Genomic DNA, 19,745 nt, shown 5'->3' with positions numbered 1-19,745 from the left:
GTATCATGAAACAGGGCCCTCGGGCCCTGTTGTGCTTTTAAAGGGAGGAAACAATGGAATATAAGGCATTTGGAAAAACCGGACATACCTCAAGCAGGGTACTCTTTGGAGCTGCTGCTTTTTGGGATGTAAGCCAAAGGGAAGCTGATAAGACGTTGGGTCTTTTGCTCGATAATGGGATCAACCATATCGATACCGCTAGGAGCTACGGAGATGCTGAGTTACGCATTGGTCCCTGGATGAAAGAACATCGTTCATCTTTTTTCCTGGCTTCAAAAACCAATAAACGTACCAAGGAAGAGGCTCTGGTGGAGTTGCAGGAGACCCTCACCCGTCTCCAGACCGATTATCTTGATTTGTGGCAACTTCACTATCTTGTGGAACCGGATGAGTGGAAGACCACGATGAGCGAGGGGGGAGCCTTGGAGGCTGCCATTGAAGCGAAAGAACAGGGATTGGTCCGTTTCATTGGCGTAACAGGGCATGGGGTTGAAGCCCCTTCAGCACATCTGAGAAGTCTGGAAGTCTATGATTTCGATTCAGTCCTCCTTCCTTACAACTATACCATGATGCAGAATTCGCTCTACAGGGAACAAACCCAGAAGCTTTTTGAGGTATGCAAGGAGAGGGATATTGCAGTGCAGACCATCAAGAGCCTTGCACGGGGAGAGCTTGGGGACAAGGAGAAGATGTATGCCACTTGGTATGATCCTCTTACCGATGAGGATTCCATCCAGAGGGCAGTTCATTGGGTTCTTTCCAATGAGCAGGTGTTCCTCAATAGTACTGGAGATATTCGCATCTTGCCGCATATCCTCAAGGCAGCACAGGAGGCAATCAGGAAGCCAAGTGATGAAGAGATGGAAACTTTGGTGAAGAAAGAGATGATAACACCGCTATTTAGCTAAATCTATGTCCAGATGTGGTACGTCCTGGTAACCATGATCAGGGTACTTGTCCCTGCAACGTAGAGCGCCAGGCCAAGGAAGTTGAACAAGGTGTTCTGGCTGATGGTTACCATGGCGTTTCCCACGATCATCAAGATGAATGACAGACAGCGTGAAAAATTCTGTCTGCTGAAGTGCTCTTCAAACATGATAATCAGAAAGGTTGCCACTGCCAGTACATTGATCAGAATACAGATACCCAAGAAGAGCCTGTTGGTGACTTTTGCTTCCCATAGATAGGAAGGGCTGTTGACCGATACCGGAACAAGAATGGAGAGCATCAAGGCACTGGCAGCACCGAAGAAGGAGTACTGCCAAAGTTTTACTGGGTTGATGGTCTGTTGGAAAATGCCGGAAGCAAGAAAGAGAAATGATGAGAACAGCAGGGAGAAATGGTAGATAATTGAGATGGCCATTGGGCTGATGATGAAAATCTGCGTGAGTGCCTGATATGCAGGGAGAATTTTCACATTCCCCAAGCTGATCGTAAGAAGCAACAGGGGGAGTACCCGTGCCTCAGCCCCAATGTTGGCCCTATAGAAAAAACAGAGCAACAGTGCTGCAATCAAGGCAACCCAGAGATGGAGCAAGGAAGGAAGAAGGTGGGATTGGGCTGTGGACCAAACGCCCTGTTGTTGCTGCAACGAGCTCACCATTGCATGGATAATCGTAATGGAGAGCATCAGGGTAATGACCGATTGGATTCCCAGAAATACGAAGCGCAGATTCTTTCCCATGGCGTCTTACTGGATGTCCCGGTAGGCACTTTCAAGCAGTACCCCCATCCGGTGGCAGGTATACGTAGCTCCAAAAGCAGCAATGTAGGAATCAATGAGAATTCCCAGACCATTAAGTATCGGCATAAGGGCTACCAAGGTCATTTCAGCACCATAAAGATCAATCTTCAGGAATTGCAGGGCTATGATGGAGATGAAGAAAACCTCATAACCAAGATACAGGGGACTGGCAAAGGAGAACATTGCACTGGTAAGTGCAACGATGAGAATGACCTTGTCGGTAGGCATTGTTGCCGTTGCGGCATACAACAGGCTGAGAATGCTCAAGGTCGCAATCATAGCCGACCCTCCCCTCCCGATAAGCGTGTAGAGTGGGAAGGCGGTAGCACTAACCCGTTTTTGACATCCAAGATTATGTCTGGAGAGTGGAATGCTGATAGGGGTGGAGAAAAAGATACTTCCACTGAAGAGCGCTGCTAATGCTGGAGCCAGCATTCGGTAGAGAACCTGATATGGATTTACCTTGAATCGGGTGGCAATGGCAAACAGCAAGGGCAGTATCAAGACAAGTACGGCAAACGTGGAACCAAGCAACATCAGCAGGAATCTTCCGGCAACAAAGATGGTTCCTTCCTGTTGCAGGTGGCTGAACCAGTAGGAAGCAGCAAAGAAGACAAAGAGATGGCCTAGGATGGCAAACGACCGGGTCAGGCGGAACATCGTCTCACTCAAGGAGTTCATCGTTACATAGGCCGGTCGGATTACCTCAACATTCGGCTTCAGGAAGTATCCAAAAACCAAGGCAATGATAATTACTGGAAGCAGGAAACTTTCAGCACTTGCCAATGTGTAGAATGGATTGATCGGGAGCAATGATTCAAAGAGTGTGGACAAGGATTGCGGCGCAAGGACTGAAAGGGACGTTGCATCAGACCCTGCGCTGCTGCTTGCTGGGAAGTAGGTGGGGAATACCCTGAACACTGCAGCTCCAGAAATGGGGAGCAACAATGTGGAGAATAGACTCCAGAGGATGGTCGTCCGACTGAAGACAAATCCTTTACTATCCTTTCTCAGGGAAGCAATACCCGAAGAAAATCCAAAGAATACCAAGGGAATCAAGACGAAACCACCCAATTGTACCAACAGGGCAGTGATGGTGTACATCAGCTGCTGGAAAACAGTCGAATCCCCGAATAATAGGGTTGTAGCCAGCGCCAAGGCTGTTGCAGCTAGATAACTAATCCACGTCTTCATAGTATCCAAGAGTATCTTAACAACTCTGGCAAGTCAATCAAACCGTAGGGATTACCCTAAAAGCCGATCAAGTTTATAGAGTGCTTCCGTCTCTGCCTCCATCAAGGTCTTTACATACCCCTGTGCATTGGCCATCCCCTTATGGATTGCAAGGGAGAGAGCGGAAAGATAGATAATCTCTTGCATTGCCTCCTTGGTATACCATGTCACCCCTTGGTGTTCATTGACTTGGGCGTATGACCTGAGAGAAGGATCTTCAAGCAGTGTGGCCAGGATCTTCCTTGGGTCATCCTCACTGTCGTCGACCATGTACGCACTGGCAGCTAGGATGGCTGCACTATGGCAAGCCTTTCTTGCAAGTTCCTGTTCAAAACCAGCCTCACACAGTTGCTTGGAGAAGAAACGGTAGAGCAACAGCTTGTCACTTGCCACCATTGCATCGCTTATGGTTGCATCCTCGCTGAGGAAGGGCTTCAGGAAAAGTGCTGCAGCCATGACTGATCCCATCTCATCAAGAATTCTGGTTCCTTGCATGAAGAGCCTGCTCTCTTCCTTGCTGAAGAGAGTACTCATTCTCTGGATTTCCTCAAGCATGGAACTTGGACTTATTTCACGGGGAATGGAGGGTAGTGACTTTCGAGCCTCAGGGTGTAGGTTTTCCACAACTGCCGAGAGGTGTGTATATGCTTCTGCCAACAAAAGAATAAGGGTACGCTCTGTTTTACTGGTGGCTTTTCCCTCCATCATTCGTTTGATCTGCTTGTGGAAGGAAGGAGAAAGGAAATGATCCATTGCCTTGAAGACTGGTTTGAGCCTGAGTGCAAGGATTTCCTGTTCAAAGTTTGCAATGCCTGAATCTCCCATCTGTTCATACAGGGCAGAGTAGACTCCATCAGTGTCCTCAACTTCCCGGATGTTCAGGTATACCTTGGTCTCAAACCCACGGAGGTGTACAAAGAATCCTTCGTCGAAGACCTTGAGGGAAGGTTTCATATAGGTCAGGCCATCGCTGAAAGAGTCCATGATAACGTACCGCCTTCCTCCCACCGTCAGGGTCAAAGCCTCGGCAAGGCTGACTTCCTCAAGGTGCTTCTCCCCGTTTGATTTCTTTACTTTTGGGGCAGAGGATTTTATCCATCCTTCCACCACTTCATACTGGTTGTTGTATAGGACCAAGACCCGTTCATGTTCTGTTCCATTCACGTAGCAGAATGCAGACTGTTGCACCTCCCCATCACGGTAAAGATCGAAGAGCTGGAAATTGTCAACGCCACTGAAAAGGTATCGTTTCTTCAGGAGTGGGAAGATCCTTCGATAATGTTCCCCTATCAAGTATTCGTTGGGTTTCTCATCCCAATATGCACGGCGGTATTCCATCCCGTATTTTTCCCGGTACCCTTCAACCTGCCCGTGGCCGAACATGGGAAGCCCCGGCATGGTTACCAGCAAGGTACATACACCGAAGTACTTGTCCCCATCCCCAAACTGGGCGATGGCAGTTTCCTCATCTGGGTTGTTCATGAAGTTCACGAATCGTTTAAGGATCTCAGGGTCGAAGTTGAGCGTATTCTTGATAGTCTCACGATACTTCTGGTTTTCCTGGTTCTTGAGCATGTTCATAAATGCGCTGTTATACACGCGATGCATTCCAAGTGTGCGGACAAAGTATCCTTCCATCATCCAGAATGCTTCTGCAAGCAACAGTGTATCAGGCAATTCCTCATTGATCCTGTCCACCACCTCTCGCCAGAACTCCTTGGGGATTTGACGGTTGAACTCAGCCTCATCCATACCATACTGGGCACGCCCGGCGATATCCCCTCCGTGGCCCGGTTTAGGATACCATAGTCGTTGGATGTGTTTCTTTGCCAATGTCATTGCAGCATCAAAGCGAATGATGGGAAAGTTGCTGGCAACATGCTTTATCTGTTGATAGACAGCCTCCCGTGTTGCCGGGTTGAGGAAATCCAGCTGTGCAGTATCGTTCCAGGGCATCGATGTACCATCATTACCATGGAAGATGTAGGTGGTGTTCCCATTTCTCAGATCCCTTCTCCTGAAGGTTACTGCAGCATCACTGCGATCGTAGTAATGGTCCTCCAGCTTGATCTCAACATCCGGGTGCGAAGAGAGGTTTGGCCCATCATAGGTATAGGAAGGGAAAGGTGGATAACTTTGCTGGATGAAAAAGTCGCTGTGCTCAAAGACCCAATCCCCGTCGATTCCACAATGGTTTGGAACCATGTCACTGGCAAGCCTGATGCCTCGGCTGGCACACCGCTTTCGAAGGTTGTCCAAGGCAGGCCATCCCCCGATGACCTCTGCAATCTCGTAATTTTTCAAGGAGTATGCGGAGGCTTCCGCATCAGGATTGCCACAGAGGTTCTTGATTTTCTTGCTTGCGGTGCTTCTTTCCCATAGACCGATAAGCCAGAGTGCAGTGAAGCCCCTCGTTGCAATATGATCGAGCTCTCGATCAGGAATCTTATCCAAGGTATCAATAGGGTATTCATACTCCTTGCTCAGCTGGTCCAGCCATACAAGGGTGGATTTGGCTAACATGATTACATTTGGCATCCAATTCCGGTCGGTAGTGAATGCCTCCTGCTCCTGGTCATAGAGGGTATAGTCGGGTACGACCATAACCGGGCTTCCCCCATCTCCCGGGAAGTGTGGCTTCTCTTCTTCCTTGACCACATCGATTGCTTTCAGGAGCAACTCCTTCAAGCGTTGGGGAATCAGTTCTCCCCAGTTTTCTATGATGAAGGAGATTTGGTCGGTCAGGGAATCGGGATAAAGCTTTGCCGGTCTGGTGAGGAAGGAGAAAATGTCCTCGTCACTGTTGGTCATTGATGCACTGGAGAGGGTATACCCTCCCATCAAAGCGGTGAGTGCCTGGGCAGCCTTGGGAAAGGAGAGTCCTTCCGGGGCAAGGAATGGTTTGGTTGCCTTCATGAGTGCAGGGTTTTCCTGCATGACCTGATGGATGAAATATCCCCTGAGAGACTCTTCATAGAAGTATTCAAGTGGCAGACCCTGCTCGACCAAGAGGGGGGAAGGGAATTCCTTCATGTAGAAGGCAAGCACTTCCTGGGCTGCGTGGTTCTTGTTGACCAATGTGGTCAAGCGGGTAAAGAAATCAGGTTCACTGTAGCTTAGGTAGTGGGAAAGAACACTCTGGTAGAGTTGATGCAGGACGGCCGAGGCAAGGAGTTTTGCCGAAGAGACCCAGTCATTTCCTCCCTTTGCTTTTACCTTCGTATTGAAAAGGTATGCGAGTTCAGTTGCCTGCTTATAGAGATCTCCAAGGTCGGCATCTGACGGAAACAACGCTGGAAAAAAATCAATTTCAGTCCTTGTGCGAACTGAAATACGAAAATCACGTGTAATCAAATCACGCCTCCCTGAGGGTGGTTGTATCCCTGGTAGTGGTACTCCAAGTATATCACGAGTGGCCATGGTTGTAACCACTTTCTTGGGAATTGGCTACTGTTAGACTAATGTATTTGTGACAGGAAGAGTAGAAATATCATCTATAAGCATTTGTTTTGCTGAATCAAGAATCAAGGGAAGAGAAATCTCTTCTTCTGGGGAGAAGCGTTGCAATACAAAGGAGGAAACGGTTCCATGCCTTGGTCTCCCGATTCCTATGCGGAGTCGGATGAACCCGTCGTCCTTGATATGGCTCTTGATTGACTTCAATCCATTGTGCCCTTGCAAGCCTCCGCCACGCTGCATCCTGATTGTCCCAAAGGGAAGCTCCAGATCGTCATGGATGACCAGGACTTCCTGTGCTGTATAGGAGAAGAAATCCATACAGGATCGAACTGATTTGCCGCTTTCGTTCATGTAGGTATGTGGCTTAAGCAACCTGATTCCCCCATCCTGGGCAATCAGCCCATTGAATTTCTGTGTCCATGGGAGTGTTGGGTACATATGATCACAAACCATCCAGCCTACATTGTGCCGGGTTTTCTCATACGCTTTGCCAGGGTTGCCGAGAAATACCAGAAGTTTTACCATACCTTATCATACGGACAAACAGAAGGAGAGAAAAGGTGTACATACTGGTAACCTATGTTCCTGATTCTCATCTTGAGCAGGTGAAAGAGGCTCTCTTCAAAGCAGGAGCTGGAAAGATGGGCTCTTATGATTCCTGTTGCTACCAGAGCCAAGGAACCGGCCAATTTCGTCCATTGAAAGGCTCATCTCCCTTCATTGGGCAGGTAGGGGAGCTTGCACAAGAGCCGGAGTGGCGTCTAGAATTGGTGGTTGATGAAGAATTTGCTGCCCCGGTGGTGGATGCGCTCTTGGAAAGTCATCCCTACGAGGTCCCTGCTTATCATCTGATCCCGGTCTTGACCCTTGATGGGTTGAGCGACGAATAGGAGCCCCTATGGCAAAGACAGTTTCCCAGATCAATGAGAAAATCAAGAAAGGCACGGTTGTCGTGGTCAGTGCGGAAGCCTTTACCGCGATGGCAAAAGAGAAAGACCTAAAAGAACTCAGTGAAGAGGTGGATATCGTAACCACAGCCACCTTTGGTCCTATGTGCTCCAGTGGAGCAATCATCAATTTCGGACACTGGTCTCCCGGTATCCGTATGGAGGAGATTACCCTCAATGGGGTGAATGCCTATGAGGGCCTTGCTGCAGTGGACACCTACATAGGTGCAACCAGTGAATCCAAGTTTGATGCTACCTACGGTGGTGCGAATGTTATCGAGGAGTTGATCGATGGCAAGGATGTGCGTCTGCATGCCAGGGGGAAAGGAACCGATTGCTATCCCACCAAGGAGATTGATACCTATATCAACAAGGATACCATCAACGAGTTCTATCTCTTCAATCCCCGAAACGCCTACCAAAACTATGCAGCAGCAACCAACAGCACGAACCGGATCAGGTACACTTATATGGGCAGCCTTCTTCCCAGGTTCTCGAACGTAACCTACTCCACCAGTGGTGAACTGAGTCCCTTGCTGAATGATCCCTACCTGAGAACCATTGGTCTTGGAACCCGGATTTTCCTCGGTGGAGGAGAGGGGTATGTGGTATGGAACGGGACTCAGTTCCATACCAGACGGGAGCGTACCCCAGAAGGTATTCCCACCATGCCGGGGGCAACCCTTGCAGTCATAGGGGATGCAAAACAGATGTCGAGGGAGTATATCCGCTCTGCCTACTATGAGAAGTATGGTGTCTCGATGTTTGTCGGTATCGGTATTCCCATACCGGTACTTGATGAGAAAATGGCAGCCCATCTCGCTATCTCAAATGAGAAGATCATCACCAATATTCTCGACTACGGGCAGGATGGGCACCCATCAGTCGGGACCTGTTCCTATGCCCAGCTTGCCAGTGGATCTGTCACCTTGAGTGATGGAAAGGAAGTAAAGACAGCTCCCCTCTCTTCCCTAGCCAAGGCACGGGAGATTGCCGATGTCTTGGCTTCCTGGATCAAGGAGAAACGATTCTTCCTCTCTGAGCCAGTGCATACGTTCCCAACTGACAGTTTTGTAAAACCTTTGGTGCCTCGTGAAGGAGGTGAGAAATGAAAAAGCGATATGCCTTGCGCTTCTCTCCCACCTTGGTGGAGCAACCTATTGTAAGCAAGCTTGCCCGATCCTACGATGTGGACATCAATATCCTCAACGCGGATGTTGCCAGTGGTCGTGGGGGGAAGCTCATTGTTGAGTTGAGTGGAACCGAGCAAGACTTGGATGCGAGTGTCATTTATCTCGGAGAGATCGGAGTTGTCGTCTCTGAGATGGTCAAGGAGCTGCTCTTCAACCAGGATGGGTGTATTGACTGCGGGGCTTGCACGGCTGTCTGTTCCTCCGGTGCCTTATGGATGGATTCTGAGGCAAAGCTGCAATTTGATGTATCACATTGTGTTGTGTGTGGGCTCTGTGTCCATGCCTGTCCAATGCGCCTGTTTGAGGTATCACACGAACGGGAGGCTTAGAATTGTACCAAAGGAGAGCCTATCGCCAGAGCATGGGGTCCACCCGTTTCTCTTCATTCTCCCTTTCTGTAGGGGAGAGTGATGTTTGGATTGGATTCCAGGGGCCTGCCGATAAGGGCTCCCTACAGGCTGAAACGACAACCCTTTTAAGACGACTGAGAAGGGAGCTTCTCGACTATGGGGACCCCCAGCTGTTTACCAGCTTTGTTCCCTTGCAACCGAGGGGAGACCTTTCTGTGTTGCTGCAGCGTATGTTTGATGCAGGGAAACGTTCAGGCACTGGCCCTTTTTCCAGTGTGGCGGGGGCAATCGCCGAACGCATTGGCAGGCATCTCAAGGACCGGTTTGGTCTCTTGGAGATTGTTGTTGAAAATGGTGGCGATTTGTATATTGATGTCCAGAAACCTCTTCCTGTGCAGATTTTTGCACCAACCAGTATACTTTCAGGGAAGCTTTCCATCATTGTTGATCCTTCCTATGGTCCCATGGGAGTCTGTACCAGTTCAGGAAAGATTGGGCACTCAATAAGTTTCGGCAAGGCTGATGCTGTTATGGTTGCATGCAAAGATGCTGCCCTTGCGGATGCGTATGCGACTGCCTACTGCAATCGTGTCTCCGGGAAAGAGGATGTGGGGAAGGTGTGCGAAGCACTTACAAAGCAGGAAGCAGTCCTCTCCGCTGTAGTGATATTTGAAGACACATTGGCCGTGGGTGGCCTTTTGGAGGTAGGTACCTGACATGGATAGGAAAGAATACTTGCAGGTGTTGCTTGAAAAGAGAATCGTGCTCCTGGATGGGGCTATGGGTACCATGATTCAAAAGCAGGGATTGCAGGTCGAGGATTATACCCTGGAGGATATTTCGGCCCCTGGCTGTAATGAATTTCTCAACCTCAGTAGGGGTGATGTCATTTATCAGATTCACCAAGAGTACTTATCCTCTGGTGCCGACATCATCGAGACCAACACCTTCTGCGCAAATGCATTCAATCTTGCGGAGTATGGCCTATCAGGAGAGGTGGGACCCATCAACCTGGCTGCCTGTGAAATTGCACGTGAGGCAGCGGCGGACTATGAAGCAACCCATGACGGGTATGCCTTTGTTGCAGGGGTTCTTGGTCCTACCAACCGTTCACTCTCCTTCTCTGAGAAGGTAGAAGACCCAGCCTATCGACAAAAAGACTTTTCCTCCTTTTTGGAGATGTATCGTGAACAAGTGCGTGCACTGCTGCAAGGAGGGGTAGACCTCCTCCTCATCGAGACGGTCTTCGATACCTTGGTGGCAAAAAGTGCCATCATTGCATGTCTGGAAGAGATGGAAGCACAGCAGAGGACCATTCCTCTGATGGTAAGTGTAACCTTCAGTGACCAGAGTGGAAGGACGCTCAGTGGGCAGACCCTGGAGGCCTTTGTGGCAAGCCTTGTCCCCTTTCCCCTTTTCAGCCTGGGACTCAACTGTTCCACCGGGCCGAAGGAGATGCTTCCTCTTATCGAGAAACTCTCGGGGCTTTGTCCCTTCTATGTCAGTGCCCACCCCAATGCAGGATTCCCGGACAAGGAAGGAAATTATCAGCTGCAGGCACAGCAGATGGCAAAAGAGCTTGCCCCTGCCTTGCAAAAAGGATATCTGAACATTCTCGGTGGATGTTGTGGGACCACCCCTGTTCACATCAAGGCATTGAAGGAAGCCTCTGCTCAGGCTGTGGTTCGACAGCTGCCTTCGATAGCTTCTTCCCTGGCCTTGAGTGGGATGGATGCCGTGCAGGAAAAAGAAGGTGAAATCCTTCTGGTTGGAGAGAGAACCAATGTTGCCGGTTCGAGAAAGTTTGCCCGCCTGATCAAGGAAGAAAAGTGGGAGGAAGCTCTCCAGATCGCCCGGGAGCAAGTAGCCCATGGCTCTTCTGTCCTGGATCTCTGTATGGATGCATCCATGCTTGATGCTGAGAGGAGTATGAAGAACTTCCTACGCTATATCGCGAGTGATCCCTCAGTGGCAAAGGCAGCAATCATGATCGACTCATCAGATTGGGAGGTTGTCTGCTCCGCACTGGGAGAGGTCCAGGGACGAGGGATCGTTAACTCAATCAGTCTGAAAGAGGGAGAGGAAACATTCATTTCCCATGCCAAGCACATTGCCCGCTATGGTCATGCAATGGTGGTCATGTTGTTTGATGAAGAGGGACAGGCCGCTACCTATGAACGTAAGATAGCCATTGCAAAGAGGAGCTATTCCCTGCTTCATCAGGCAGGGATCAGGGATGAGGATATTATCTTCGATGCCAATGTTCTCTCTATTGCCACCGGTATCGAAGAGCACGATACCTATGCCCGCGATTTCATTCTTGCCACCCGGGAACTCAAGCGGCTTTATCCGAGGTGCCATACCAGCGGAGGCGTGAGCAATCTCTCCTTCTCCTTCCGTGGGAATGATGCACTTCGCTCTGCTATGCATGCCATCTTGTTGGAGTTGGCCGACCTTGATATGGCAATCATCAATCCTGCAAGTCTTATTGATGTTCAAACATTGAACAAGGATGTTCGTTCCACTATTGAACATGCTCTTATGGCAGATGGGGGTGATCTGGCAGATATCAGGGCTGAACTGATCAATCTCGCCCTGACCATGCAGAGTGAGGACACTCCCAAGAAGAAGGTTGCACCTCGCTCTGAGCGAAGTGCTTCTGATCGGCTCTATGATGCAGTGGTAGCAGGGGACCATACCTATCTCTCCCAGGACTTGGAGGCAATGAAAGAAGAAAATCCTCTCTCCTTGGTGGAAGGTCCCTTGATGGATGGCATGAAGGAGGTGGGTCGTCTCTTTGGGAAAGGAAAGTTGTTCCTACCCCAGGTGGTGCGGAGTGCAAGGACAATGAAGCTTGCGGTTGATATCCTCCAGCCACGTATTACTGCCTATTTAGCGAAGAACTTGCATGAAACAAGGAATCAAAAGAAACTTGCTGTCCTTGCTACGGTCAAGGGCGATGTGCATGATATCGGCAAGAATATTGTTGCGCTCATTCTTACCTGCAATGGCTTTGAAGTCATTGACCTCGGGGTGATGGTACCGTCAGCAGATATTTATGATGCAGCCATCAAATACCAGGCAGACATTGTCGGCCTGAGTGGTTTGATCACACCATCCCTGAAGGAGATGGAGAGGGTCATCTCCCTATTCGAGGAGCGGGGGGCCAGCATTCCCATCTTTGTAGGAGGGGCAACCACGAGTGAGATCCATACCGCGGTGAAGCTTTCAGTACGCTACTCGAATCCTGTCATTCAGACAAAAGATGCTTCTGCCATGGCCTTGGCGGCTAATGAAGTGGTAGGGCCCAACCGTCTTGCATTCTTTCATGAAGTACATGAGCATTACCGCCAACTCAGGGAGAATCATCAGGATGTAAAAGAGGAGAAGAGTTCCTCCGTTGCTGTTGGATATGCTTTTTCCTTGGAAAGCAGTGAGCAAAAGAGCGTGGGAACGAAGGCAAAAACCTATGGGGTGAATACGCTGAAAGACATTCCTCTCGCTGATTTGGTTGATCTTATCAACTGGAACATGTACTGCGCTGCATGGAAGGTTCCTCCTTCCAGTGAAGAGGGAGTAAGACTCATCAAACAAGCGAAAGCACTTCTGGAAGAGGAGAAGATTCGTCTTCTCTTTGAGCAAGGATGCAGGATTGTCTATGGGGTATTCCCAGCCAAGAGCGACCGATTGGCGGTACAGGTGAGTGATAAGACATTCTACTTCCTTCGAGACGAGAAGAGTGGCCTCTGTATTGCTGATATGATTGCAAAAGAGGATACGGTCGGTTTGTTTGTAACTACCAGTTCCCTTTCCTTGGCTCCCTATCTCAAGGAGCTGGGGGAGCAGGGGGATACCATGCGGCACCTTTCTGTCAAACTTCTTGCCGACCGCCTTGCCGAAGCACTTGCCGAGAAAGCGCAGCAGTTGATTGTATCCATGTGGGGGGAGCAATTGCCTTCCTACCTACGTCCAGCCCCAGGATACCCCTCCTGGAACGACCATAGTGAGAAGGGCACCCTGTTCAGCTTGCTTGATGCAACCGAGAGGATCGGGGTACAGCTTACTGAAAGTTTCGCCATGAATCCTCCCTCCTCGGTATGCGGGATGCTGATCGGAGGGGAGCATCTTCGGTATTTTGCCCTCAAGCATGTCAGTGAAGAACAGCTCTCCCTCTACGCAAAGCGGAAAAGTATAGACAGGCAGATGCTTGCCACGCTCCTCAGTGGTATGGAATACTGAAGCCATGCAAGTAATCGACATACTCAATGAGGCAAAGAAACCCCTGTTTACCTTTGAACTGGTTCCCCCTTTGAAGGGCGGAGATGTCCAGACGCTGCTGGAATCCGTGCGTACGCTCAGTGAATTCAATCCAGCATACATCAATGTAACCAACCACCAGCAGGAGGTGGTCTACGTGGAAAGGGAAGATGGGCTCCTGGAGCGGCGAACCGTGCATAAGAGACCTGGTACGGTTGCACTTTCAGCCTTGATCCAATATACATTCCAGATTCCTGTAGTGGCACACCTGATCTGCGGAGGGATGGATGCCGACCAGCTTGAGGATGCCTTGGTGGAGCTTAATTTCCTGGGCATCGAGAATATCCTTGCACTGAGGGGGGATCCTCCAAATGGGGTGAAGCGGTTTGTGCCGGTAAAAGGTGGCTATGATCACTCAAGTGATCTGGTAACCCAGATTGCTCGCCTCAACGAGGGAATCTATCTGGATAAGCAACTCCAGAATGCGCAAAAAACCCACTTCTGTACCGGCGTTGCAGGCTATCCAGAGAAGCATGGGGAAGCTCCAAACCTCACCTATGATATCCAGATGTTGAAGAAGAAGGTGGACAGTGGTGCCCAGTATATTGTCACCCAGATGTTCTTCGACAATAGTGTGTACTATCGCTTTGTTGATGCCTGTAGAAAAGAAGGCATCACTGTGCCCATCATTCCCGGAATAAAGCCCATTGGCAGTAAGCGAGATCTTGCCACCATCCCCCAGACGTTCCATGTCGATTTTCCCGATGAGCTTGTTTCTCTGGTGAATGGTGCAACAAAGCTCGCTGAAATCAGGGAGATTGGCGAATATTGGTGTATCAAACAGGCAAAGGATCTGCTCGCCCATGATGTTCCCGGTGTACATTTTTACACCCTTGGAAAGGCGGACAGGGTAGCCAAGATTGTCAGGGAAGTGTTTTAACGACTACGCTTCACTCCAATCTTCGGACAGTGCTCCGCTTCAGGGCATTTGCTGCAGAAGGGGCTGATTGGTGTACAGATGAGCTGTCCATATCGCACCAATAGTTCATTGAGAGGAATCCAGAATCTTCTTGGCATGATTCCCATAAGATCTTTCTCTGTCTGCTCCGGGGTTTTTGTCTCCACCCATCCCATTCGATTTGCAATCTGGTGAACATGGCAATCCACGCAGATAGCCTCAATCTGGAACCCCAGGTTGAGGGTGAGATTTGCGGTTTTAATGCCTACCCCAGGGAGGGAGAGCAGCGCTTGCTGGTCATTTGGAACAACTCCCCCATACTGTTCAAGGAGTATTCTGCTGATGGTTTTGATATTCCTTGCTTTGGTTTTATAGAACCCTGATGGGTAGATGGCCTTCTGGATTTCCTCTTCACTGAGATGAAGCATACCCTTTGGGTCCTTCGCGAGCGCAAAGAGTCTTGCGCTTGCATCGAGGGTCACCTCATCCTTGGTTCTCAGTGATATGATGGTAGCTATAAGCACCCGAAAGGGATCGTTCTCCCTCTCTGCAATTACCGAAACTGAGGGTAGGATACCACCCTCCTTCTCGATTGCTTGCTTGAACTGCGTGAAAACTGAATCCCAATATGCATCATCCATAGGCATTCTCCTATCATGGAAAGGTAAAATAGGCAATGATTACTTGACCTTTTTACTATTACACTCTAGCGTATTTTCATGATAATCGTACTGCAAAAGAACATTGGTGACACACAGAGGGAAGCAATCAGATCCTTCCTTGTTGAAAAGGGCTACACCGTCAAAGAAATCATTGGACAGGAAGAAACTGTCTTTGGTGCGGTGGGCCGGAGTACCGTTGACATCAGGGAAGTGGAGATGCTTGAGGGAGTGGCCAGTGTGGTACCCATCAGCAAACCCTATAAACTTGCTTCAAGGGAACTGAAGAAGGAGGACACCATTGTGTCCGTTGGCAAAGTGAAGATTGGTGGAAACCGTATTGCCATGTTTGCCGGCCCCTGTGCAATAGAGTCACGTGAGCAGATCATGAGCATTGCTGAGGCAGTACGAGATGCGGGTGCTGTCATTCTCAGGGGAGGTGCATTCAAGCCAAGAACCAGCCCCTATGCCTTCCAGGGTTTGGGAGAAGAGGGGCTGCAGTACCTCAAGGAAGCCGGTGAGACGTTCGGTATGCCGGTAACCAGTGAAATAGTGAATCCTTCAGATGCACCGATGATGGAAAAGTACATAGACATGTTCCAGATCGGGGCAAGGAACATGCAGAATTTTGAACTCCTCAAGGCTGTAGGGAAGACCGGTATGCCGGTTCTCCTGAAGCGAGGACTTTGCGCCACCATCGAGGAGTGGCTGATGGCCGCTGAATACCTGATGAGCAGTGGTACCGACCAGGTGGTCCTGTGTGAACGAGGAATTCGTACCTATGAACGGGCTACAAGGAATACCCTCGATATCTCAGCAATCCCCATGGTGCAGAAGATGACCCACTTGCCGGTCATTGGCGATCCAAGCCATGCAACAGGGGTGAGGGACATGGTTTCCCCGATGAGCCTGGCGTTGATTGCCAGTGGAGCCTCTGGTTTGATCGTTGAAGTACACAACCATCCTGAGAAAGCCTTCAGTGATGGTCCGCAATCCCTCTATCCGTCCCAGTTTGAGAAATTGATGCGTGACATCCAGGCACTGAGCTCGGTGGTGGGAAAATCATTGGAACGCATTCCCCGGCTTTCCCCCATTACAATTTCCCATACAAAGGAACAGGTTCCAGAGAAGGACCAGTTGGTGGTCGCATTCCAAGGAGAGAGAGGGGCTTACAGTGAACTTGCAATCCAGCGGGCATTTGACGAGAGCACCAAGGTGCTTCCTTGTAAAGGTTTTGCAGATGTCTTTGAGGCAGTCATGGAAGGCAAGGCTTCCTATGGCATGATTCCCATGGAGAATACCCTGGGTGGTACGCTGTACGAAAATCTGGACCTTCTGGATAGACATCCAGGTATCGAGGTTGTGGGAGAGCAACAGATCAGGATAATCCACAACCTTATTGCACTCCATGGGGCCAAGAAGGAGGACATCAGGGAGATCTATTCTCACCCGCAGGGGCTTGCCCAGTGTACTGACTACCTTGCAAAGGAGATGGCACACGCCAAGGCAATTCCCTTCTTCGATACCGCTGGTGCAGTCGCCTATGTAAAAGAGTGTGGTGACATCCATAAAGCAGCCATTGCAGGCCTTCCTGCGGCAAAGGTGCATGGACTTGAGGTCCTTGAAGAGGCTATCGAAAGCAACTCCAGCAACTATACACGCTTCTACATTATCTGCCGTGAAGAGCGAAGCAGTGTGTTTCGGTCTGCCAGCCAGGTCAATCGTGCTTCCTTGCGGTTCACTGTTCCCGATCGCCCAGGATCTCTCTTCCAAGCCCTCCTTGTTCTTACCAAGCATGGTTTGAATATGAAAAAACTGGAAAGCCGTCCTATCCCTGGAAAGCCATGGGAGTACTCTTTCTTTGTGGAGACGGAGCTTGGGGAGGAAGGTGCGTTCAAGGTTGCACTTGAAGAGCTTGGTGGCATTTGCCACTCGATTCGGGTCCTGGGGACCTATTCCAGCACACTCTGACATGGATAGGGAGCAGGGTTTCCTGCCCCATCGTCTGGTGATGGGGGTGTTGGTTTCACAACAGGAGATGATTCCTCTCGTGAAGGAGCGCCTTATTGAGCGGTATGGGCCTATCTTGGATAGTACAGAGCCCAAACCCTTTACCTATACCGATTACTATGACGATGAGATGGGAGGAAAACCCTTGCGGTTTTATCTGAGCTTTGCCCCTCTCATCGATCCGTCCCGGCTATCTGCGATCAAGCGAGAGACCAATGCATTGGAAGCGGAATTTGCCCAGGATGGTGGGAGGAGAGTGAATCTGGATCCCGGATTGCTGGGCCAGGCCAATCTTGTGCTTGCCACTACCAAAAATCGTGCACACCGCATTCCATTATCTGAAGGCATCTATGCTGAACTTACCCTGATGTATGCAAACAAGCAGTTTAAAAGCTTTCCCTGGACCTATGCAGATTATACGAGTGAGGAAGTAAAACTCCTCTTCGCCTCTTGGAGAGAGCAGTATCGAAGACAGCTGAAGCAAGAAGGCCTCTTGTAATGCTTATAAGGTGTGAGAGTAGTATTTTGTTGCCTCCTTCTCATACTCTGTATTGGATGTGAGGCAAATGTTTTACACGAACAACGGATAACGGTCTCTTTGCAGGATCCCCATCCTTGGGCGGTGGCCTCCCATCGTCCGCTCTGGCATACCTTGGTGTATACAAATGGGGATGGGACTCGCAGTTCCATGCATCTCATAGAGGGACAAAATCGAGTCACGCTCACCGTACCGAGGGATTCCTTGACTGTTTTCTGTGCCTATCCGCTCTCTTCCCTGCATCCTTATGGTGGGTTCTACCATCCTGGGGCAGACGATTCTGTAACACTTAGCCAGGAACAAGGAGAGCTTGCCAAACTTCTTCTTGACTCCTATCAGTTCAATCCTGAGGCAGTGGAGCATATCAATGCCACCTATCTTGCCGATGAGGTAGGGGATGCATCCCTTCTTGACGGGAACGCATTGGTGGTTTCCTTGCTCAATGGGGAGGGTATACCTCCTGGTCTGAGACACTATGAGAAACTGGAAGTATCCGTATCTGATATTCCATCCGGTTACTGGGTTCCCGAGCGGCTAAGCCAGGAACCCTTCTGGAATAGATGGGGAGAGGTTGTTTCCTTGGAACTGGAGGGTGGATTGCAACGGTTTCTCAATAGGGAAGGCTCCCTTTGTCTTTCACTCTATGTGGATCTTAAGAAGGGTGAGTACCTGAGTAGTCTCTCAAAAGCGCCTCCCTGGTAAAAGAGCTTCCCATTTTTACTATAAACCGGTAGAGTTTGTACATGGAATCCTTGCGTGAACTCTACAGAATCGGGTATGGCCCCTCGAGTAGCCATACCATGGGCCCGCGCTCTGCAGCACAACACTTCCTCTCCCTTCATGCTGACTGCCAGCGGTTTGAGGCTGATCTGTACGGAAGTTTGGCTGCTACCGGGAAGGGACACTTGACCGATAAAGCCTTGCGAGAGGTGTTTTCCTCCGCGGGCAAAGATGTTGAGATTGTCTGGTACCCAGAAATTGAGAAACCTTTCCACCCCAATGCACTTACAATTCGTTCCCTCTCTGATACAGGTGAAGTCATCTTTGAGAACACCTACTACAGTGTGGGAGGTGGAAAAATTGTGCTGGAAGGTGAAGATGCTGACCAGGCTGCAGAAGTATATCCCAAGGCATATTCCAAAATGCGCCAGATTCTTGACTACTGCGGAGAAGAGGGCATACAGATCTGGGAATTTGCTCTCCAGTTCGAGGATTCGGACATTCTCACCTACATGGATGAAATCTGGAGTGTGATGTGTGATGCAATTGAGCGTGGGGTGAATGCAGAGGGTGTACTTCCTGGTGGCTTGAAGCTTCCAAGGAAGGCAAGCCAATTCAACTCCAAGGCTGGTGAGTTCACCGCTGCAATGGGAAATCCTGCATTTGCCATCAGCTACGCTCTTGCAGTCAGTGAGGAGAATGCTGGTGGGGGGAAGATTGTCACAGCCCCAACCTGTGGAAGCAGTGGTGTGCTTCCTGGGGTTTTGTACTACCTGGCTAAACAGTATAAGTTTCCCAAGATACGTATATTGCGTGCACTTCTCACCGCCGGGATCATCGGCAATGTGGTAAAGACCAATGGATCGATCAGTGGGGCGGAGGTTGGTTGCCAAGGAGAGATAGGGGTTGCCTGTGCAATGGCAGGGGCTGCTGCTACCCAGCTTCTTGGTGGCTCCATCTTCCAGATAGAGTATGCTGCAGAAATGGGTCTTGAGCATCATCTTGGCCTTACTTGTGATCCAATGCGTGGTCTTGTGCAGATTCCGTGCATCGAGCGGAATGCCCTTGCTACCATGCGCTCCATAGACCACTGCACCTATGCCTTGCTTGGTGATGGACGGCATAAGGTCTCTTTCGACAGTGTCATCGAGGTGATGATGGAAACTGGACAAGCGCTTCCTTCCCTCTATCGGGAAACAAGCAAAGGCGGCCTTGCCAAAGTCCTCGGATAAGAATAGTATGTCATAAGATGTTTGTGCTCTAATCTATTCTATAGGATTGATATAGATGGATTTTTGGCATGTCTAATAGTACTGAACATGTCATTGATACTCGTTGCTACTGACATAGGTTTTCTGGATAGGTATGCTATGAAACAGTGGAATCGATGCCCTAATCTTTCCAAGAATAGCCAAGCAATTCGTATTGGCATTTTTTTCATAGCCTGTTTGGTGTTCTCTCATCCTCTCATTGCAGCAATCTCATTGCAGGACCCATTCCCCTCATCTGTAAAATTTGTCCTGGTTCAGGGCGGTGAACGTAGGTCCCAACAGGAAGTGCCTATCGCCGAATTGTACGTTCAGGCAAAACACCGTGGAAGGGGAAGTGTCTCAATAACCTACTCCCCTCTCACTGATGGTACTCATTCAGTGCTGTATCAGATGGTCAGAGAAGATG

At 49.7% G+C, this 19,745-nt stretch carries 17 protein-coding genes; 12 read left to right on the top strand and 5 right to left on the bottom strand.

The genetic code is table 11. From position 1 onward, the window contains the following. Window positions 1-53: 53 nt before the first annotated feature. Window positions 54-908 carry an aldo/keto reductase gene (locus AB7S66_RS02085; RefSeq protein WP_428517716.1) on the top strand — a complete coding sequence of 285 codons (855 nt, stop codon included), beginning with the start codon at window positions 54-56 and terminating at the stop codon, window positions 906-908. A gap of 2 nt (window positions 909-910) precedes the next feature. Here AB7S66_RS02085 and AB7S66_RS02080 read toward each other — a convergent pair whose 3' ends face one another. The 4 genes from AB7S66_RS02080 to pth form a co-directional block, all read right to left on the bottom strand. Continuing rightward, complete coding sequence (locus AB7S66_RS02080) at window positions 911-1,684, bottom strand: hypothetical protein (RefSeq protein ID WP_428517715.1); 774 nt, start codon at window positions 1,682-1,684, stop codon at window positions 911-913. A gap of 6 nt (window positions 1,685-1,690) precedes the next feature. Further along, window positions 1,691-2,938, bottom strand: coding sequence for a cation:dicarboxylate symporter family transporter (locus tag AB7S66_RS02075; protein WP_428517714.1), 1,248 nt, complete (start codon window positions 2,936-2,938; stop codon window positions 1,691-1,693). Between the two features lie 51 nt (window positions 2,939-2,989). Further along, window positions 2,990-6,331, bottom strand: a complete 3,342-nt coding sequence (locus tag AB7S66_RS02070) for an alpha-amylase family glycosyl hydrolase (RefSeq protein WP_428517713.1) — start codon at window positions 6,329-6,331, stop codon at window positions 2,990-2,992. Between the two features lie 99 nt (window positions 6,332-6,430). Continuing rightward, a complete protein-coding gene (gene pth, locus AB7S66_RS02065) occupies window positions 6,431-6,961 on the bottom strand; it encodes an aminoacyl-tRNA hydrolase (RefSeq protein WP_428517712.1) in 531 nt (176 codons plus the stop codon). Between the two features lie 35 nt (window positions 6,962-6,996). On the opposite strand from pth, the gene AB7S66_RS02060 reads away from it, so the two are divergent. From AB7S66_RS02060 to AB7S66_RS02035, 6 genes are read left to right on the top strand one after another with little or no spacing between them, the layout of a single operon-like run. Then, window positions 6,997-7,326 carry an NGG1p interacting factor NIF3 gene (locus AB7S66_RS02060; RefSeq protein WP_428517711.1) on the top strand — a complete coding sequence of 110 codons (330 nt, stop codon included), beginning with the start codon at window positions 6,997-6,999 and terminating at the stop codon, window positions 7,324-7,326. 8 nt (window positions 7,327-7,334) lie between these two features. Further along, window positions 7,335-8,495: a homocysteine biosynthesis protein gene (locus tag AB7S66_RS02055; protein ID WP_428517710.1), complete on the top strand. Its 1,161-nt coding sequence runs from the start codon at window positions 7,335-7,337 to the stop codon at window positions 8,493-8,495. Continuing rightward, window positions 8,492-8,905: an NIL domain-containing protein gene (locus tag AB7S66_RS02050; protein WP_198891218.1), complete on the top strand. Its 414-nt coding sequence runs from the start codon at window positions 8,492-8,494 to the stop codon at window positions 8,903-8,905. The genes AB7S66_RS02055 and AB7S66_RS02050 overlap by 4 nt, the downstream gene beginning before the upstream one ends. A gap of 2 nt (window positions 8,906-8,907) precedes the next feature. Continuing rightward, on the top strand, window positions 8,908-9,642 hold the full coding sequence (locus tag AB7S66_RS02045) for a UPF0280 family protein (protein ID WP_428517709.1): 735 nt from the start codon (window positions 8,908-8,910) through the stop codon (window positions 9,640-9,642). Window position 9,643: 1 nt separating this feature from the next. Next, complete coding sequence (gene metH / locus AB7S66_RS02040) at window positions 9,644-13,165, top strand: methionine synthase (protein ID WP_428517708.1); 3,522 nt, start codon at window positions 9,644-9,646, stop codon at window positions 13,163-13,165. Between the two features lie 4 nt (window positions 13,166-13,169). Next, a complete protein-coding gene (locus tag AB7S66_RS02035; protein ID WP_428517707.1) occupies window positions 13,170-14,123 on the top strand; it encodes a methylenetetrahydrofolate reductase in 954 nt (317 codons plus the stop codon). Here the strand turns inward: AB7S66_RS02035 and AB7S66_RS02030 are convergent. Then, complete coding sequence (locus AB7S66_RS02030) at window positions 14,120-14,782, bottom strand: endonuclease III domain-containing protein (protein ID WP_428517706.1); 663 nt, start codon at window positions 14,780-14,782, stop codon at window positions 14,120-14,122. The two genes, AB7S66_RS02035 and AB7S66_RS02030, sit on opposite strands and share 4 nt — an antisense overlap. Window positions 14,783-14,860: 78 nt before the next feature. On the opposite strand from AB7S66_RS02030, the gene aroF reads away from it, so the two are divergent. From aroF to AB7S66_RS02005, 5 genes are all read left to right on the top strand, one after another. Next, the gene (aroF, locus tag AB7S66_RS02025; protein WP_428517705.1) at window positions 14,861-16,771 is read left to right on the top strand and encodes a 3-deoxy-7-phosphoheptulonate synthase; all 1,911 of its coding nucleotides are present in this window, start codon (window positions 14,861-14,863) and stop codon (window positions 16,769-16,771) included. Between the two features lies 1 nt (window position 16,772). After that, window positions 16,773-17,309: a DUF4416 family protein gene (locus AB7S66_RS02020; RefSeq protein WP_428517704.1), complete on the top strand. Its 537-nt coding sequence runs from the start codon at window positions 16,773-16,775 to the stop codon at window positions 17,307-17,309. Window positions 17,310-17,432: 123 nt separating this feature from the next. Beyond that, window positions 17,433-18,050: a hypothetical protein gene (locus AB7S66_RS02015; RefSeq protein ID WP_428517703.1), complete on the top strand. Its 618-nt coding sequence runs from the start codon at window positions 17,433-17,435 to the stop codon at window positions 18,048-18,050. Between the two features lie 41 nt (window positions 18,051-18,091). Beyond that, window positions 18,092-19,300, top strand: coding sequence for an L-serine ammonia-lyase (locus AB7S66_RS02010; protein WP_428517702.1), 1,209 nt, complete (start codon window positions 18,092-18,094; stop codon window positions 19,298-19,300). Between the two features lie 138 nt (window positions 19,301-19,438). Further along, window positions 19,439-19,745: hypothetical protein (locus AB7S66_RS02005; protein ID WP_428517701.1), on the top strand; the 307-nt coding region annotated here is incomplete at its 3' end.

Source organism: Sphaerochaeta sp. (genome assembly GCF_050178175.1).
Taxonomy (GTDB): domain Bacteria; phylum Spirochaetota; class Spirochaetia; order Sphaerochaetales; family Sphaerochaetaceae; genus Sphaerochaeta.
Note: the sequence above shows the minus strand (reverse complement) of the source record. Positions and strands in the feature narration are given on the sequence as shown.

Excerpts from the sequence above, each read along its gene's own strand:
- AB7S66_RS02050 (WP_198891218.1), top strand. The coding sequence starts at position 8,492 with ATGAAAAAGCGATATGCCTTGCGCTTCTCTCCCACCTTGGTGGAGCAA.
- AB7S66_RS02075 (WP_428517714.1), bottom strand. The coding sequence starts at position 2,938 with ATGAAGACGTGGATTAGTTATCTAGCTGCAACAGCCTTGGCGCTGGCT.
- AB7S66_RS02030 (WP_428517706.1), bottom strand. The coding sequence starts at position 14,782 with ATGGATGATGCATATTGGGATTCAGTTTTCACGCAGTTCAAGCAAGCA.
- AB7S66_RS02085 (WP_428517716.1), top strand. The coding sequence starts at position 54 with ATGGAATATAAGGCATTTGGAAAAACCGGACATACCTCAAGCAGGGTA.
- pth (WP_428517712.1), bottom strand. The coding sequence starts at position 6,961 with ATGGTAAAACTTCTGGTATTTCTCGGCAACCCTGGCAAAGCGTATGAG.
- AB7S66_RS02035 (WP_428517707.1), top strand. The coding sequence starts at position 13,170 with ATGCAAGTAATCGACATACTCAATGAGGCAAAGAAACCCCTGTTTACC.
- AB7S66_RS02080 (WP_428517715.1), bottom strand. The coding sequence starts at position 1,684 with ATGGGAAAGAATCTGCGCTTCGTATTTCTGGGAATCCAATCGGTCATT.
- AB7S66_RS02055 (WP_428517710.1), top strand. The coding sequence starts at position 7,335 with ATGGCAAAGACAGTTTCCCAGATCAATGAGAAAATCAAGAAAGGCACG.
- AB7S66_RS02010 (WP_428517702.1), top strand. The coding sequence starts at position 18,092 with ATGGAATCCTTGCGTGAACTCTACAGAATCGGGTATGGCCCCTCGAGT.
- aroF (WP_428517705.1), top strand. The coding sequence starts at position 14,861 with ATGATAATCGTACTGCAAAAGAACATTGGTGACACACAGAGGGAAGCA.
- metH (WP_428517708.1), top strand. The coding sequence starts at position 9,644 with ATGGATAGGAAAGAATACTTGCAGGTGTTGCTTGAAAAGAGAATCGTG.
- AB7S66_RS02020 (WP_428517704.1), top strand. The coding sequence starts at position 16,773 with ATGGATAGGGAGCAGGGTTTCCTGCCCCATCGTCTGGTGATGGGGGTG.